Origin of the sequence: Methylocystis sp. H62, from assembly GCF_015709515.1 — a bacterium.
GTDB lineage: Bacteria > Pseudomonadota > Alphaproteobacteria > Rhizobiales > Beijerinckiaceae > Methylocystis.
Window position 1 is genome coordinate 2966 of the sequence record NZ_JADNQZ010000027.1, and the last position, 16467, is coordinate 19432.

Annotated in this window: 9 protein-coding genes and 8 pseudogenes; 10 read left to right on the plus strand and 7 right to left on the minus strand. The window is 56.9% G+C overall.

Annotated features, from left to right (window positions below):
* A pseudogene (locus tag IYY11_RS00965) lies at positions 1-327 on the plus strand (IS21 family transposase); the annotation flags it as partial.
* A gap of 11 nt (positions 328-338) precedes the next feature.
* Positions 339-662 (plus strand): annotated as a pseudogene (locus IYY11_RS00970) (ATP-binding protein); the annotation flags it as partial.
* A 31-nt stretch (positions 663-693) separates the two neighbouring features.
* Here IYY11_RS00970 and IYY11_RS00975 read toward each other — a convergent pair.
* A pseudogene (locus IYY11_RS00975) lies at positions 694-2755 on the minus strand (recombinase family protein).
* 493 nt (positions 2756-3248) lie between these two features.
* On the opposite strand from IYY11_RS00975, the pseudogene IYY11_RS00980 reads away from it, so the two are divergent.
* The 5 genes and pseudogenes from IYY11_RS00980 to IYY11_RS00995 all read left to right on the plus strand — a co-directional run.
* Positions 3249-3674: pseudogene (locus tag IYY11_RS00980) on the plus strand (ATP-binding protein); the annotation flags it as partial.
* 115 nt (positions 3675-3789) lie between these two features.
* A pseudogene (locus tag IYY11_RS00985) lies at positions 3790-4891 on the plus strand (IS256 family transposase); the annotation flags it as partial.
* 191 nt (positions 4892-5082) lie between these two features.
* Positions 5083-5940 carry a glycosyltransferase family A protein gene (locus IYY11_RS00990; RefSeq protein ID WP_196402399.1) on the plus strand — a complete coding sequence of 286 codons (858 nt, stop codon included), beginning with the start codon at positions 5083-5085 and terminating at the stop codon, positions 5938-5940.
* A 69-nt stretch (positions 5941-6009) separates the two neighbouring features.
* Positions 6010-6195, plus strand: a pseudogene (locus IYY11_RS23555) (hypothetical protein); the annotation flags it as partial.
* Complete coding sequence (locus IYY11_RS00995) at positions 6192-6689, plus strand: hypothetical protein (protein WP_196402400.1); 498 nt, start codon at positions 6192-6194, stop codon at positions 6687-6689. The pseudogene IYY11_RS23555 and the gene IYY11_RS00995, both read left to right, overlap by 4 nt.
* A gap of 302 nt (positions 6690-6991) precedes the next feature.
* Here IYY11_RS00995 and IYY11_RS01000 read toward each other — a convergent pair whose 3' ends face one another.
* From IYY11_RS01000 to IYY11_RS01010, 3 genes are all read right to left on the minus strand, one after another.
* Complete coding sequence (locus IYY11_RS01000; RefSeq protein WP_196402401.1) at positions 6992-8776, minus strand: sulfatase-like hydrolase/transferase; 1785 nt, start codon at positions 8774-8776, stop codon at positions 6992-6994.
* Positions 8777-8886: 110 nt separating this feature from the next.
* On the minus strand, positions 8887-9201 hold the full coding sequence (tnpB, locus tag IYY11_RS01005; RefSeq protein ID WP_196402402.1) for an IS66 family insertion sequence element accessory protein TnpB: 315 nt from the start codon (positions 9199-9201) through the stop codon (positions 8887-8889).
* A 672-nt stretch (positions 9202-9873) separates the two neighbouring features.
* Positions 9874-10497, minus strand: a complete 624-nt coding sequence (locus IYY11_RS01010; protein WP_196402403.1) for an acyltransferase — start codon at positions 10495-10497, stop codon at positions 9874-9876.
* A gap of 1205 nt (positions 10498-11702) precedes the next feature.
* Between IYY11_RS01010 and IYY11_RS01015 the strand changes: the two are divergent.
* Positions 11703-12020 (plus strand): annotated as a pseudogene (locus tag IYY11_RS01015) (IS5/IS1182 family transposase); the annotation flags it as partial.
* Between the two features lie 176 nt (positions 12021-12196).
* Here the strand turns inward: IYY11_RS01015 and IYY11_RS01020 are convergent.
* Positions 12197-14005 carry an ABC transporter ATP-binding protein gene (locus tag IYY11_RS01020; RefSeq protein ID WP_196402404.1) on the minus strand — a complete coding sequence of 603 codons (1809 nt, stop codon included), beginning with the start codon at positions 14003-14005 and terminating at the stop codon, positions 12197-12199.
* A 194-nt stretch (positions 14006-14199) separates the two neighbouring features.
* Here IYY11_RS01020 and IYY11_RS01025 point away from each other — a divergent pair, with 194 nt between their 5' ends.
* Together IYY11_RS01025 and IYY11_RS01030 are read left to right on the plus strand one after the other, a co-directional pair.
* Positions 14200-14550 (plus strand): transposase, encoded by a 351-nt coding sequence (locus IYY11_RS01025; protein ID WP_196402405.1) that lies wholly within the window; start codon positions 14200-14202, stop codon positions 14548-14550.
* A complete protein-coding gene (locus tag IYY11_RS01030) occupies positions 14499-15347 on the plus strand; it encodes an IS3 family transposase (protein WP_312029678.1) in 849 nt (282 codons plus the stop codon). The genes IYY11_RS01025 and IYY11_RS01030 overlap by 52 nt, the downstream gene beginning before the upstream one ends.
* A gap of 121 nt (positions 15348-15468) precedes the next feature.
* Here the strand turns inward: IYY11_RS01030 and istB are convergent, their stop codons facing one another.
* Both istB and IYY11_RS01040 read right to left on the minus strand, forming a co-directional pair.
* Positions 15469-16197 carry an IS21-like element helper ATPase IstB gene (gene istB, locus IYY11_RS01035; RefSeq protein WP_196402406.1) on the minus strand — a complete coding sequence of 243 codons (729 nt, stop codon included), beginning with the start codon at positions 16195-16197 and terminating at the stop codon, positions 15469-15471.
* A gap of 2 nt (positions 16198-16199) precedes the next feature.
* Positions 16200-16467 (minus strand): annotated as a pseudogene (locus IYY11_RS01040) (IS21 family transposase); the annotation flags it as partial.

The window sequence follows — 16467 nt, forward strand, 5'->3', positions numbered from 1 at the left end:
GCCGGCTGGACCGTTGAACGCATCCGCGAGGACGCCCGCAAGATCGGCCCGGCGACGGCGGCGCTCTGCGAGCAGATTCTGGAGGCGCGGCCTCATCCCGAACAGGGCTATCGCGCCTGTCTGGGCATTGTTCGCCTCATCGGCCCTTATGGATCCGAGCGCGTCGAGGCCGCAGCGGAACGCGCCATCGAGATCGGCGCGAAGACCTATGGCTCGATCAAATCCATCCTCGACAACAAGCTCGATCGGAAGCCGGCGCCAAAGCGCGCCGCGGACGCGGCTCCGATCCTTCACCCCAATATCCGCGGCCCGCGCTACTATCATTAGGAGACAGCGACTTGCTTAAACATCCCACCCTCGACCAGCTTCACGTCCTCGGCCTTTACGGAATGGCCAAGGCCTTCGCCGAACTCGCAGAGACAGATGAGGCGAAAGGGATCGACCGCAACGACTGGCTCGCTCTGCTGCTTGATCGAGAAGCGTCTCTTCGACGCGACAAGCGGCTGACGGCCAGGCTGCGCGCAGCAAAACTCCGCCAGCAGGCCAGCATCGAAGACGTCGACTACCGCGCCGCGCGCGGGCTCGACCGCGCCCTGTTCCAAAAGCTCGCCGAAGGCCAGTGGATCGACGCCCGCGACAATCTGGCCCTGGTCGGCCCATCCGAGCCTGCTTCATAATGCTCACCTTTCCATACTATTGAAAATCAAGTTCGTTTTGCAGCGGATTCGCGGACGGCGGCCGTCTGAGGCGGCGGGCATCGGCGGCGAGCCTGACTTCGCGGCGCTCCAAATCTTTGGCGCGGATGACCCACGGCGCTCCTTTGCAAAGCTGATTCGCGTTCAGATCGCCTTCCTTGATGAGGCGGCGTACCGTCGACGGGCTCACCGCCAGCGCTTCGGCGGCCTCATCCAACGTAACCTCGCCGCGCTCACGGCGCTCGCCTTCGCGGTAGGTCGCAATGTCGTTGTGGCTGCGCAGGCTGCAGACCCGTGACTGTGTCCAACCGTTCCCCCGTCCTGTCGTCTTACCTGCCCGATTGAGCACGGACGCAATCGCCTTGTCGGGCATCTGGCGCGCCAGCACACGCACGAGATCGATCGTTTCGGCCTCGGCGCTCCAGCGATGCTGTCCGGTGCGGTTCTTCTTGACCTTAAGGCTCGAATGATCGCCGCCGTGCCAGCGGATCACGAGATCGAGGGAGTTGTCTTCGACGCGGACAACAATCTCATCGATTAAGGTCCGCACGATGCGCTTGCGAGTTGTCCACGTCACGCCTTCACTGCGCCACGCTCGGTCGAGGTCGGCGCCAAGCGACATGAGCCGCGCGCGATCCTCGGGAGAAAGATCGGCAGCAGGTTTTGCCGTCAGTCCCTCCAGTTCGACCTCCAAATCGCGAACGACCATAAGTCGTTCGTTCCAGCTCGGCGGCGACAAGGCGATTGTCGGGGTCGACAGAGTCGTACTGGCGACGAGCGTGGCCGACCTCGTAGCGCGCCTGCTCGAGCGCCAGCTCGAGTTGCCGTCGCTTATCGTCGCTGGCGCGGCTGCGCGCATCTTCAGCCCCAAGCGCCGCTTCGATCGCAAGTGGGGCCAGGCGATCGATAACCTCGGCGGCCACGGCGCGATCAATGCGCATGCCGCCGAAAGAGATGCATTGATCGCCGCCGTGATTGAAATGGCCGCCTCGGCAATGATAGCGACCGGTGTTGCCGTCCTTGCCCGAGTAGGCGACGTGCAATTTGCGCCCGCAATGGCCACAGCGCAGCAGGCCGGCGAGCAGAGCCTCGCCCCGGCGCAGGGCGCCACGGCTCATCGGGTTCTTGCCGTTGGCGTTGTCCGCAATCAGGCCGAGGTTCCTCTCGTAGTCCGACCAGCTCAGATAACCCTTGTGGTGATTTTGGATCAATACCTCCCAGTCCTTGCGCTCGCGTCTGAAGCCACGAACGATCTTCTTGCGGCCAGCCTCGATGCTGACGCGGCTCCCCGTGCGCCCAAAAGCGTAGGCGCCGGCATAGATCGGGTTGGTCAGGATGTGCAGGATCGTGTTGTATACCGGTAGCTTCCAGTCGATCCGGCGGCCTTCTGCGCCATAGGTGACGGCGGGCAAGGGCATGCGCTCGTGCCGGAACCACAAGTGCGTCTGACGCACCGACTGCATCTCTGCGAACTTGGCGAACACCAGGGCGACCGCCTCGACGATGCGCCGATCGGGATCCTTCTCGATGCGGTCGTGGCCGACGCGCACGTAACCGATGGCGACTGTCATGAACAGTTCGCCGCGGCGCGCCTTCTGCTTCAAGGCTTCCAGCGAGCGCTGGCGCAGCACCGACAGCTCCATCTCGCTCATCGTGCCCTTCATCCCGAGCAGCAGGCGGTCATTGGGATGGCGCGGATCGTAAACGCCATCCTCATCGACGATCAGCGTGCCGACCAGGCCACAGAACTCGAGCAGCGTGTGCCAGTCGCGGCCGTTACGTGCGAGCCGCGAGGCTTCGATCGCGACCACCGCGCCAACGCGGCCTTCGCAGATAGCGGCGAGCAGCTTCTCGAAACCGGGGCGCGCTACGCCGCCACCGGAACGGCCCAAATCGTCGTCGATCACGGCCACATCGGCCCAGCCGAGCTGACGGGCGCGGTCAGCGAGCCCATATTGTCTGCGTTTGCTCTCGAGGTTGTTGGTGACTTGGTCAGTGGTCGACTGCCGGATATAGACGACAGCCTGACGGGCGAGGCGCTCAGGCGTGATCTTGCTCATGAGCATCCTCCTTTGTCGCCCGATCCTCTGATTGCGTCTCCGCTCCGCGCGCGCTGACGGCCTCGGCCAGAAGGCTTTCGATCAGGCGGACGATCTCTCGCCTCAATGAGCTCGGAATCGCCTGGATCCTCTGATCCATCTCGAACAGATCTCTTTGCGTGTTGTGCCGTGGGACCATGATCCCCTCGCTGCGCTGGCGGAGCCGATTCCCCGCGGGAACAGGCTAGAAGCGCATCGACGCGCTTGCGCAGCTCGAGAAGACGGTCGACAGAAAGACGAGGGGATGGGGTGAGGACGGACGAGCCGGCCGTCTCATCGGCCATCCACGCCGGGATCAGGGCGAGAGTGCCATCCGGCTGGATGACGACCAGATGATCGACTCCGGTGAACCGGCGTCGAAACATGATCGAAACCAGTTGGCCGCAGCGCGGATGAAAAGGATAGTGAATCCGTGCCTCGAACGCCGGACACCCGGCATTGTGGCGCTGCCTCGTCAGGCGTCGGCAAAAGTTGGCTCGCTTGCGCCATTGGCCAGCAGGCCTGCCGCGACAACCGTTCCGTCGTCTATCATCGCTGGCCCAAGCTCTGCGAAGACCTTGCGCTCGCGCGCGGCGACGGGCGCCACCCGCGTCTTATCAAATCCCTCGGCCGCGCCGATCTCCTGATCCTCGACGACTTCGGCCTCGAGCCGCTCGACGCCGGCGCCCGCCACGATCTCCTGGAAATCCTTGAAGAACGCTATGGGCGCCGATCGACGATCGTCACATCCCAACTTCCCGTGACCTCATGGCATGAGGTCATCGGCGATCCCACCTACGCCGACGCGATCTTGGACCGCCTCGTGCACAACGCGCATCGCGTAGAACTCGTCGGCGAGAGCCTACGCCGCGCCCGCGCCAAAGGAGCCAAAACGACTTGACCAAAAACAATCGGAGGTGAGACAAATCTCGTCGGTCAACGAACGCGGCGCCCGGGCGGGATCATCTCGTAAAAGGGGGGCGCCATTATCCCGGAATCCCCGGGCGGCATTATCCCGTTACAGACGGGCGCCTTCGTCGGAATCGGCACGCTGGGGGAGGACGAGAGGCAAGATTGGCTTCCACGGCGGCAAGGTCGAGATCGAGCGCCCGCGCGTTCGCGGGCTCGACGGCGAGGAACAGGTTCTGCCGAGCTGGGAAAACGCCATCAACGAAGATTTGCTCGGCAAATGGGCGATGAACCAGATGCTGATCAACGTCTCGACGCGCAGGTTCAAACGTTCGGTTCGCCTGCCTGAGGGAGACGTTCCGTCGCCCGAGGGGGCTGGGCTGTCGAAGTCGGCGACGTCCCGCCGTTTCGTCGCGCTGTCGGCTTCGCATGAAGGCGTGGATGGAAAGCAGGCTCGATGCACTCGATCTGCTGGCGATCCAGATCGACGGCATTCACATGGACGAGGACCTGATCCTCGTCGCGGCGATCGGCGTCGACGCGAACGGCGACAAACACCCGCTCGGCCTCGTCGAGGGCGCGACGGAAAACGCGACGACCGTGCAGGCGCTCATCGACAATCTCGTCGAGCGTGGGCTCGATCCCAGCGCGCCGCGCCTCTTCATCATCGACGGCTCGAAAGCACTGTCCAAGGCGATCCGGCGGACCTTCGGACGCGATGCGGCGATCCAGCGTTGCCAGGTTCACAAGGCGAGCAACATTCTGGAGCGCTTGCCAAAATCCATGCACGCCTCGGTGAAGCGCGTCTTGCGGCAAGCCTGGGAACTGGACGACGCCGACAAAGCCGAAAAGCTCATTCGCAATCTCGCGCGCCGTCTCGAACGCGATTGGAAGGGCGTTGCAGCTTCGATCTTGGAAGGCCTCGACGACATGCTCACCGTCACGAGGCTGAAACTTCCGCGGGAGCTGCGCCGATCGCTCGCCTGCACGAACATCGTCGAGACCGTCATGAGCACGGTGCGGCGCGTCTGCCGAAACGTCAAATATTGGCGCTCGCCATCGATGGCCATGCGCTGGGCCGCCGCCGTGCAGGAAGCAAGGAAAGGCTTCCGGCAATTGAAGGCGCACAAGCATCTGGAAGCTCTCCGAGCCGCTCTCGTGCAGCGAAGCGCAAAGCCAGCGTCAGCGGCGCACCTTGTTCAAACTGCCGAGGCCGCGCGCCGGCCGCTCAGCGAACGGGACATCCCCTGGTTCTCGAAGGCTACATCTTTGTCGTGCGTTTCGAAATGGTTAATGTGTTCCACTGGGCATTTGAGAGCAGGACCGTTATCTTGCGGCAGAGGATGCAATGCTATTCCCCCTGACCAGGCCAAACTGATGTTGGCATCGGAGGTCGCGCTTTGAAGCCCCTTACGGAACAGCAGAAAAAAATGGCGTACCGGTACCTCGTACATGGGCCCATGCGCTTCGTTGCGCAGCCAACATATGCTGCAGTGCTCAAACTAGAGTTGGGGATGTATCGATTAATTAACGCTCTACACAACCCCGCAGCAAGTTTTTCAAGGGTGCATAACGTCACGGCCCTCATAAAGACTTTTGAACGCCCCGAGCGCTGCCGTGCCCTTGTGAGCAGCATCCGTCAATTTTATCCGGACCTTCCGATTATTGTGGTTGACGATAGTAAGCATCCAACACGACTGCCGAATGTGACGACGCGGGTATTGACTTACGACAGCGGGGTAAGTGTCGGGCGGAGAGAGGGTCTTAGTCTGGTGCGGACAAAGTATGTCATTAACCTCGACGACGATTACATATTCTGCAGGCAGACAAATATCGCGCGTGTAATTCAGCTCTTAGACGAGTTTGAAGAAATTGATATAATTGGTGGAGTGCCCGTCGACCTGCCTTTCTACATTACGCACGACAGCAAGAATGGCCCGCTATATAGGACTGCTCACCAGTCGCTGAAGCCAAAAGGGAGTAGCTTGGGAGGGCTGGAGGTGTGCGACAAAGTCTCCAACTTCTTCGTAGGTCGAACGGAAAAAATAAAATTGGTAAACTGGGACCCCTTGGTCAAACGCCTCGATCATGCGGATTTTTTTACTCGGTGCACAGGCAAGCTCGTATCGGCCATCGACCCGTCATTCCGCATTCTGCATGTACGAAACCCTTTTGACTACGCTTATAGGAGATTTCGTTATGATTTGGACGCCGATCTCGCGTATCTTGGAGGCAAGTACGCGCATCCGTGGCGTTAAATATTGCATAATGCGCAAGCGCTGGTTGGCGATCGTCCGTCGGGCTGTTCGAAGGCGAACGCGACATATGACTGCGTGACCGTCATTCCCACGCCCCACGCTGCGATCGTGATCCGCCCGCTGCCGATATGGTTCACCTATTACAACACGCTTCACCCGCGCCACGCACTCGGATATCGTTCTCCTCGCGAGCTCGTTGTCACCGCAAAAGGCGTAGATCTCGAGTCCGGCAATACTAATGGTGGGCTGACATGATCATCGTAAAAGATAACTTTTTCAGTTCAGATGTTTCTACGCTCATTGAGAGGGGCAGTGAAGCATATCCATGGAGTTATTACCACAAATCCGACATGGGCGATCCTACTCATAACAAGTTTTTTGTTAGCACTTTATGGGATAAATCCTCCGATATCAATTTTTTTTATTTGTTGTCAAAAGTAATACAAAAGGATGTCAGCTATCTGTCTGACTGTTGTTGCTGGAGGATTATTGCAAATGGGCAGGTGAATGGTCAAAATGCCAATTGGCATACCGACCACGGCGACAAGACAGCACTTTATTTTCCGCTGACATGGAGCCAGGATTGGGGCGGTTCTACGTATTTTAAAACTGAGCATGCCGAAACCGAAGTAAAATACCTACAAAATAGATTAGTAATATTTGATTCCAACATCTTTCATTATGGATCTTGTCCACATGTCGACAACATACTTAGGATTTCTATAGCTTTTAACTGGCGTAAAATGTGAAAATGAATTGCAATAAAGAAATCGATGTCGCTGTTGTTATTGACTCAATCAACCGAACATCGTGGCCCAGAGCCGAAAAAATCCGTCCAGATGGTGAGCAAGCAACACGCCTCCGTCGCCACTACGCAACGCCCGAGTAAAGCCTTCAAGTCTCTCCCGCCGGATGCGACGCCTCATACCTCTCTCTTCCTACCAACAGCGATCCTATCCGATCGTCGCGAGAGGGACGGGCCATCCCATTGATGCCAACCCTTTTATGGGTCCGGACCCTAATCTAATTTATGCGCCGTATCGGGCCAGACCTAATCTGTAGAAATGAGCCTCGTCCTTGTTGGAGAGCCTGCATAGAAAGCGCGCTTTTTGCCGGACGCAGGTATATCTAAGAGGCTGTCTCCATAACGCTCCTTCACCCATTTATATTCGTATCCCATCGCTAGAAGCAGAGTTGGAAATATTTCGAAGTGAGAGAAATGATTATTGCCTTCAGAAGCAGTATGTCGCAAGAGTTTTCCAAATCCTTCGTCGTTGGTTTTGGCAAATAACGGCACGTACCCTTCTCCTGAGACCGTCTTTTGGTCCACCCCGTTGGAGCAATGGCTCAGAGGAAGGGAGTCGCTCAGTGTCTGACCATGATCAGAGGTATAGATCAGTAATGTGCGATCCATTGAAAGGACGTTCTTTAGCCTCGCGAAAAAATTATCAACAGACCAGGCTATTGCATTAGCGTAGTGAGCCCTACTAATGTCGATTAGCGCACTCCCTTCTGGCGTAAAAATCGTTTTTTCCCGTGGATATTTGTCATAATAAGGAGAGTGAACGCCGAATTTGTCAACGTAAAGGAATATTTTTTCGTTGGCACCTGCTTCAAGCGTCTGCTTGATTACGTTTACAACCTTTTCGTCCCGAAGGTACGACGGATCGTCTAAAACACTAATCTTCTTATCTATTTTCTGGCTTTCGGCGGGCGTGAATCCATTGCCGTAATTAAATGGCGAACGCCAAGTATCGATGTATATCGCATGGTACCCCCCATGTTTGGCGTAATCCCAGATCGAGGGCTTGTTGATTGCCTGCTGCCAATTCTCCACGTCCCCTTCTCTCATTCCGAAACGGAACATCACACGTGAAAATACGGAACAATTTGCGCCTGAAACCGCGACACCAAAATTGATCAGACTTGTGTCGGTTTTCAGCCTTGGGGTGTCGTCAACAGTATAATTATTGACTGATAGGTAGTCGCCTCTGACGCTTTCATCCATTATCATTATGATATGATCTATGGTCTTACCGACTGGAGCAGGAAACAAAAAATCTCTCTCAGCTTTCAGGCCAGACATGAATTCATATCCCGACCGCTCTATCCACGACCAGCCGCCGCCAACTGGGAGAAAGGCAGACAACAAGTTCGCAGAAAGCCCCGTTGGAAGCGGAAAAGCTTCTATAATGCCCCTCGTATATACAATTTCGGCAGTTGCGAGCCCGACCCCTAGCAACGGTACGAGCGCCCAACGTTTAGATAGGCAAAAGCGTTCGGGCAGAGGCAAGAAGAAAATCAAGGAAAGAACCGCGCTGTAAAGTACATCTGGATAAATGTATGCGGCATAGAAACCGACCATGGCCCTTGCCAGATCGCGTTCTTCCCAAAACATTTTGATTTTCTCGCGCTCTGAAAACTCGTGAGTGAGATCGAGCATTGAGTATTCAAACGCGCAACAGATTGCTAAGGCAAAAACCAGAGCTCCACGAATAGCATTCGACCTTATTATTGAAATAATAATTAGTCCTGCCATTGCAATAAGGCACGTCACTGCATAGACTATAGCCAATCTAAAACTAGAGGTCGCCAAGAGAGATGACATAGTATTAAGCACCCATAACTTAGGAGCGTGTAGTGTTTCATTGCCGCTTACCATTGGCTGCTGCCAAAGGAGCCCCCATTGCGGAGCGAAAATTGCGAACACCGCTATAATTTTTAATTTTAAACACAACAAACCGTAATCAGAAGACCATGAAGAGGGTTTCATCGCTTTTTGCATACGCACGGCAATACTGAGCGCTGTCCCTAAATTATTGCTTGGGAATGTCATCGGGCACCTTCAGCCTGCGGCATGGTTTATCAACTATGCGTCGCTTCGTTAAGCAGCGCTCAAGCTGTCAAGCGTACGCTTGACTGACGTCCTTCTTACACGCTTGAATGCTAGACCTCAAATGAGACGAAAAAAGTAGATTTTACACGTAAGATTCGCCCCGACCCCATGGCCATCATCGCTGCCATAACCATCATCACCACCCAATCGGGGCCGGCCCGCCTTCGAACTGATGGCGTTTTCGCCCGTTGCCCGGATTCTGGTGCGATGCGCAACGGCCGGCCCCTGAAGATATAGAGATCGCCGACATAAGGATCGCGCTTCAGACTCTCCTGAACTTGCAGCGCAAGCCCATCCATGCCGCGCCGCATGTCAGTGTGGCCCGTTGCAATCCATACCCGAACGCCGCTCGGAATCGGGATCATCGCCGCGACAGCGCCTTCAACACACGCGTCAACGCCGCCGTCTCGACGTCCGACCACACAAAGATCCGTTCGCCCTCGGCGAGCACGATCTCAATCTGGCCGCTTGATGGCTAAGCGCTTACATTCGAACCCCTCGCAGAATTCGAAACCAACGAACGCGCTCTATGGATCGGCCACCAACCCCATTTTCTGGTTTCTGATACGAAGAACCTGAAAACTTAGCGTTCAGATATCGTTTTACTACGGGCGTGTTTCTTTCAAATATAACGTAGAAAACGGCAACGACCGCCAAGCAAATCGCAATCCTTAAAACAAAATGTTCTATCCCAACCATACTCAAATAAGTTGATTTTGGAAACACTAAATCAAGACATGCAATAATTGGATAATGAAACACGTACAGGCTGAACGAAGCGGCGCTTATAAAATGCGCAGGGCGACGTAAGAACCTTAGACGTGCATTTGTGCTAGAATTACACAAAAAAGGGATGGTTAGTGTAATCCCGGCACATACGAAAAACTCAGCCATTCCCACAGGGACATCAGCCATTCCCACAGGGACAAACGTCACAGTGGTGAACAATTTGCTGCCCAAGCCCAGTTCGACAAGTACGCTACCGATAACCGTCAGAATGAACCCGATTGTTGCCGTTAAACCTTGACGTGGTATTCTCAGGTACAAAATAGCAAGCCCCGCCTCCAATAAAGAAGATAGCGCGCAGTCAACACTGAAAAGACTGCAACACCACAAGCGAGAATGCCAAACGCCACCTTCGACTTAAACTGGCTCAAAATAAGGTAGCCAAAAGCTCCACTTATGATGTAGAACCATATTTCATAGGCAAGCGTCCATAGAGGGGCATTGATATTTAAAGTGTCGGTAAGGACACCGTTTAAGCCAGCAATATTTAAGAACAGCTGTGCCATATTTATCGGTGTGCCGAACACCGCCCAACTAAGAATTACAGTAAATACACATGCCGGGACCAGAGGAATAAAAATGCGTGTTATGCGATCTATCGCATAGCTTCTTATATGGAATCGATGCTGAGAAAGCTGCCTAATAACCTGGCCAAAAACCAGATAGCCGCTCAGAACGAAGAAAATTAGTACAGCTTGACGCCCAAGCCGCGTTATGCCGAAAAGCGCGGCAACGAACAGAGAGTGCTGCGAAGAGGGTAGAGCGCCGTACTCGACAAAAGAGCCAATACGAACATGAGCTAAAAACACTTCGATACCCGCCAAGCCGCGCAATATATCTAGTGCTATTACCTGTTGGCTCTTATCAGAGGTCATCGCAATTCATTTGCTCAATAGGTGGCCTGTGCTCCCTGCACCCTAGGAAAATTCCCACATTCTCACAAGACTCTCGACAGGAATCGGCAAACTTGCCAGGCTTGGCGGATATGCGAGGCAGATTCGCCCCCGTATGCCCTGCAACTTTTCTGGAGAAGGTTAAGAGCCGATCCAAAAAGTTTGGATTCATGCACAAGACGTTTGCACGCGTCAGGCGTTTAAGCATGAGGCGACGGTTGCAGCCCGATCGGGCCCCTTCGCATGTTGGTGTTCCCCTCCCAATTGGCCTGATTTTACTCCACCCGATGGCAGAGATTCTCTCCGCCGTTGACAGAGGCCGATCTTCACCCTTGCCCTTGCGATCCCGATAGTTCGCACAATGAGGGCCGTGGGCCCCCTTCTGACATCGAAGACGTCCTCCACGGCGCTACGGACCTTCGATTTCTGGCCGTTGGCGATGCGAATGCGCTTGGGCATCGCCCGACCTGGCGGTTTTTGCGGTGAATGCGTGAGAGGAAACCGCGCCGAGACAGCGTCGCTTCGTTCTTCACCGAGCCATAGGCCGTGGAGGATGTTCTGGATCGAACCAAACGGCAAGCGACGTCTGGGCGGGCCCCGCCGGCGCCGTCATGCACCGCGGCATCGCTCGTCGTCCATTTCCGAATGAGCCCGAAGCCACGATCAATCGAGACATGATGGAGTGGATGCCCCTCCCCCTCCTGACGACATCGCAATGTGCCAAGCGGACGATGTTTGCGCATCCCACGAACGAAGAGGGCATCCATGGACCATTTGCGGATGAAGCGCCGAAGCCGCGGTCAATTGCGAGCCAGAAGCCTGAAGCTCGCAGCGCCGCTTCGAAAGGCGCAAACAAGGCGTCGATCGCGCCGGCCTTCGTGAGCTTCTCGCGAAACAGCCAAATCGTGCGCGCGTCCGGAACGCGGTCGGCGAGCGAGCGCGGGCGGTCTCCTGCCTTGCGCCCCGTCCAAATAGCCGAGCGCAGCAACAAGATCGGCGCGAAACATCTCAAAATCCGCCGCCGCCGCGAAGGCCTCCGATTTTCGCCAAGACCGCTCAGCCGATTCAATCGTTCGTCGACATCGAAAAACCCAGGCTGCCCGCGCATCGACTCGTCTCCGATCCCGTCCAACACAGAAAATCAGAAACAGCGCTCGCGCGCCAGTTTTTAGAAGCGTCCATCTTCTTCCAAGGGCGGCCAGTTCGTCGCCCATGTGAAGGCACCGCCCGGCAACCAATACGACGGCCACACGCTCGTCGTCGTCCTCCCCGAGATGGAGAAGCAGATCGGCGCAACGATAAAGCGCGTCGTCGCCGACCGCGGCTATCGCGGCCACAACGCGCCGCCCGAGCATCGCTTCAAGGTCTCTATCTCGGGCCAGAAACGGCGCGTTGCCGAGGCCATCAAACGCGAGTTGCGCCGCCGCTCGGCCGTCGAACTGGTGATCGGCCATTTGAAGGCCGAGCATCGCATGGCGCGAAACCACCTCGCCCATGCGACGGGCGCGCGTCGCTGGCCCTTTTGTGGGCCTTGCTCCTGACGACGCTGCGCCAGCCGAGACCGTCAATTCAGAAAGCCGTTGCCGCATAAACCGTCTTCTTCACGGACTACGATGTCGTAGGGACGATCGACGCTTTCGCCGAGGCGCTCGGCGACGCGGTCTATGGTCGTGCAAACGCTCTATTGTCCTCTGAGCAGTCGTCCTCGTTCCAATTGGAGGATCTGATCGGCAGAGCGAACCCGCTCCGGGTGATGAGTTACGAGTATCATCGTCATCCTGCCTTTAAGACCCTCTATCCCGTCGAGGACAATCTGCTCGTTTTCCTCATCTAACGAACTAGTCGGCTCGTCCAAAACTAACAAAAGAGGACGACGAAGCAGGGCGCGCGCTAATGCGAGCCTTTGGCGCTCGCCACCTGAGAAGCGATTGCCTCTATCGCCTACGATCGTGTCGATGCCGTCGGGTAAAGCGTCGACGAATGTGGCTGCCCGTGAACAGACAAGCGCTTCCCGCAGCTCACTCTGAGTTGCGTTGGGCTTGGCGATCAATAGATTGGCCCGAATCGTGTCGTGGAACAGAAAAGGCTCTTGAAGAACATAGGCGATTGAGGTGCGCCAAGTTTGTGCTCGTTCATCGGTAAGCTCGCGCTCGTCTATCCATATTTTGCCTCTGCTCGGCCGCAGCAGCCCCGAGATTAAATCTAAAAGCGTGCTTTTCCCAGACCCGGAATGGCCGAATAATACGGTCAGCGTTCCACCCGGTAGGATGAAGCTGACGTCACTAACGGACTCTTCAGCGTTTTGTTCGTGGCTAAATCCGACGTGTTCAAAGCGAATTCCTTGCTGTACGCTGTAGTGACCCCGAGCCTCATCATGCGACAGCTCACGGGCGTTTGTGCACGCTTCCAAAAGCTTAAGTATCGTCTGTGCCGCCGGTGCAGCGTGCAGAAGTTGCTGCGCATCTTGTTGTAGCGATTGCAAAAGTGGAAGGAGGCGATAAAGAATCAATGAGAGTACCAGAACTTCCGCCATCGGCATGTGCAGCTGGGTGGCGGCAGTCCAAAGAAACATCGCTACTGCAGCGGCACCGGCAATTTCCTGAATTAAACGAGCATTTGTGTGGCTCCTGAGGTAAGATAAAAAATTGTCCTTCACCTCATCAATCGCTCCTGCAAATGCTGTCACATGTTGGTCTTCGGCACCATAACTTTTCGTGATTTTGAGGCCCAGGAGGAACTCGGAAACTTGATGGTAGAAGTGTTTATAAGCCTGGGAGAGGCTTTCTCCTATTTGAAGACTTTCGATTAGACGGTCCCGCACTAGCCACGCAAGCAAAGACCCTGTGGCGAGCGCCAGGAGCGTGAGGACGGGGGCGATCAAAAACGCTACGAAGACGTGCGCACCGATCAACATTATTCGCGCAGGCATCTCGAAGCTGCAAATCAGAGCAGAGTCCAAGCGATCCGATTCCGCTGTCAGCGCCGATAAAAGATCTGTCCTCCGAATCTTCCTCAAGAAAGACCAGTTCGAACGCGCGATACTGGAATAAAGCGCAATGCGTATATTACGTACGACGTCAAGCCTAAGAGCACAAAAATATAATGTGCGCTGTTGATTAATCAGCGAGCGAGCAACCGTTAGACATATGAAAGCGGCTAGAACTCCGCCCAAACTCGGTTGAATACCTAGGAATTGAACGATACGTAACGACGCCCCCCCGGGTTCACCCGCTGACCCCGCGGCGGGATCGAGCAGCCGAAGCAACGGAACGAGGAGGATAAGCGTGAACCCTTCGCTGAGACTCCCCAGGAGCGCCAAAGCGCTGGCGATCAAAACTTGACGGACGCTCGTATACTCTAGCAAAAACCGCCATAAACGCGCGCCTTCGCGCATCGCGTCCAATGCCGAAAGAAGGGATCGACTACCTCCGACGGCAGTCATTATCGGCACTTGAAGACGGATCTGCGAAATCAGTTCAGCGAATTTCATGCGCAACTGCCCTATCCGCCGACCCCCCACGAGTCAACGGAAGTTTCTCCGCCCCTCTCGCGTTCCGCCGCTGGGCAAGGACGTGGCCGAACGGGTCGTTGCCTTGACGCTGCAAGTGGAGTGGGCCCCTCGAGCCGGACAGGGACGTGCTTAACAATTGACCGTTATGCCGGGCTTTCGAAGGACGAAAGCTCATGGCCAAGCACCGCTCTTACAGCGTCGAGTTCAAACGTCAGGTCGCGCAGGAATATCTCGGGGGTGAGACGCTGCATGGACTGGCAAAGCGCCACGACATTTGCCGGAACCTGGTCCGGGTTTGGATCCGCAAGTATGAGGCCGGCGAATTCGACGAGGACGCCGCCGCGGCTGATCTGCTCCAGGAGTACGAGGCCAGGATCGCCGCGCTCGAGCGGCTAGTCGGCAAGCAGGCGCTGGAGCTGGAGTTCTTAAAAGGGGCTCTCAAAAGCGCACCACCGCGGAAAAGCGCGCCTACATCCGTGATCATCGGCCCGCCGGCCTCTCCATCGCCGAAGGATGCCGGCTAATGGGACTTGCGCGCTCCACCTATTACGACGCCGCTTCCGCGTCCACCGACGACACGGCGATTGTCGAAGCGATCGCCGCGATCTGCGACGAGTTCGAATCCTACGGTTGGCGACGCGTGCGCGCGGCTTTGCGGCAGCAGCGCCTGATCGTCAACCACAAGAAAATCAAGCGCCTGATGCGCGAACACAATCTGCAACCGAAGATCCGCCGACGCTATGTCACGACGACCGATAGCGATCACGACCAGCCGATCTTTCCCAACCTGGCGAAGAACATGGTCCTCAAGGGCCCCGACCAGCTGTGGGTCGCCGACATCACCTATGTCGCGATTGCCGGCGGCTTCGTGTATGTCGCCGTGATTCTTGACGCTTGGTCGCGCCGCGTCGTCGGCTACGCGATGAGCCGCTCGATCGACGCAAGGCTGACGATCGCCGCCCTGAAGGCCGCAATTGAACGACGGAAACCGCCGCCAGGCTGCGTCCATCACTCGGATCGCGGCTCGCAATACGCCGCCGAGCGCTATCGGGAGACGCTCGCGGCCCACGGCCTCACCGGTTCCATGGGCCGACGCGGCAATCCCTATGACAACGCCAAGGCGGAGAGCTTCATGAAAACGATGAAGGTTGAGGCTGTCTATCCGATGGCGTACGAAACGTTCGAGGACGTCGTCGAGGACCTTCCGCGCTTCATCGACGAGGTCTACAACAAGCGCCGACTGCATTCCGCACTTGGCTATCTCAGCCCGCAACAGTTCGAGGACCAGCACACCCGGCAGATGGTCAAATCAGCGGCCTGATCCCTGTCCGACTCGAGGGGCCCACTCCATATCGGCGTCCAACATTGACCCCCGTGTTGCGCGCGTCGTGACGGAGGGAGGGCGTAGCCCGACCGGAGTTACGATGCGCGCGGCGGCGTTATCAGGCGCGGTTCTTGAAGCGCCAGCTTTCGTTGCCGGTCTCTAAGATGTCGCAGTGGTGGGTAAGCCGATCGAGCAGCGCGGTCGTCATTTTCGGATCGCCGAAGACGCTCGGCCATTCGCCGAAGGCCAGGTTGGTCGTGACGATGATAGAGGTGCGCTCGTAGAGTCGGCTGACCAGATGGAACAGGAGTTGGCCGCCGGCCTGGGCGAAGGGCAGATAGCCGAGTTCGTCGAGGATGACGACGTCGAGACGGGTCAGATAATCGGCGAGCCGCCCCTGCCGTCCGGCGCGCGCTTCCGCCTCAAGGCGATTGACCAGATCGACGGTGGTGTAGAAGCGCCCGCGCGATCCGGCGCGAATGCAGCTTCGGGCGATGGCGATCGCAAGATGGGTTTTGCCTGTGCCCGCTCCGCCGACCAAAACGACGTTCCGCTGTTGAGCGATAAAGGCGCCGCCGGCGAGATCGCGCACCAGCCCCTCATTGATCGGCGTGTCCTTGAAGGCGAAGTCGTCAACATCCTTGGCGAGCGGCAATTTGGCGATGGTGAGCTGATATTTGATCGAGCGCGCCTGCTTTTCCGATATCTCGGCCTTGAGCAGGTCGCCGACCAGGCGCTGCGGTTCATGTTTGCGCTTGAGCGCCGTCGCCAATGTCTCGTCATAGGCGCTCCGCATGCCATAGAGCTTGAGTTCCCCCATCAAGTCGAGCACTTCGGTTCGTTCCATGGTCATACGCTCCTGAGCTGATCGTATCTGGCGCAGTCGGCGATCGGGGCTTGGGTCAACCGCAAGGCCGCCGGGGTCGCAATGACCGCGGCGGGTTCGGGATCGCGCCGGCGCGCGAGAATGTTGAGGATGACGTCAGCGGAGTGGACGCCATTCTCCAGCGCCTCGGCGCAGGCGACCTCAACCGCCGCCAAGCCGTCCGCAAGCACGGCGGCGAGAATGGCGACCATCTGACGATCGCCGTCGTCAGACCCGGCGAGCTTGCGGCGG

Bases quoted from the DNA above. Each gene is read 5' to 3' on its own strand.
- IYY11_RS00995 (WP_196402400.1), top strand. From the start codon at position 6,192: ATGATCATCGTAAAAGATAACTTTTTCAGTTCAGATGTTTCTACGCTC.
- IYY11_RS01000 (WP_196402401.1), bottom strand. From the start codon at position 8,776: ATGACATTCCCAAGCAATAATTTAGGGACAGCGCTCAGTATTGCCGTG.
- IYY11_RS01010 (WP_196402403.1), bottom strand. From the start codon at position 10,497: ATGACCTCTGATAAGAGCCAACAGGTAATAGCACTAGATATATTGCGC.
- tnpB (WP_196402402.1), bottom strand. From the start codon at position 9,201: ATGATCCCGATTCCGAGCGGCGTTCGGGTATGGATTGCAACGGGCCAC.
- istB (WP_196402406.1), bottom strand. From the start codon at position 16,197: ATGGAACGAACCGAAGTGCTCGACTTGATGGGGGAACTCAAGCTCTAT.
- IYY11_RS01020 (WP_196402404.1), bottom strand. From the start codon at position 14,005: ATGAAATTCGCTGAACTGATTTCGCAGATCCGTCTTCAAGTGCCGATA.
- IYY11_RS01025 (WP_196402405.1), top strand. From the start codon at position 14,200: ATGGCCAAGCACCGCTCTTACAGCGTCGAGTTCAAACGTCAGGTCGCG.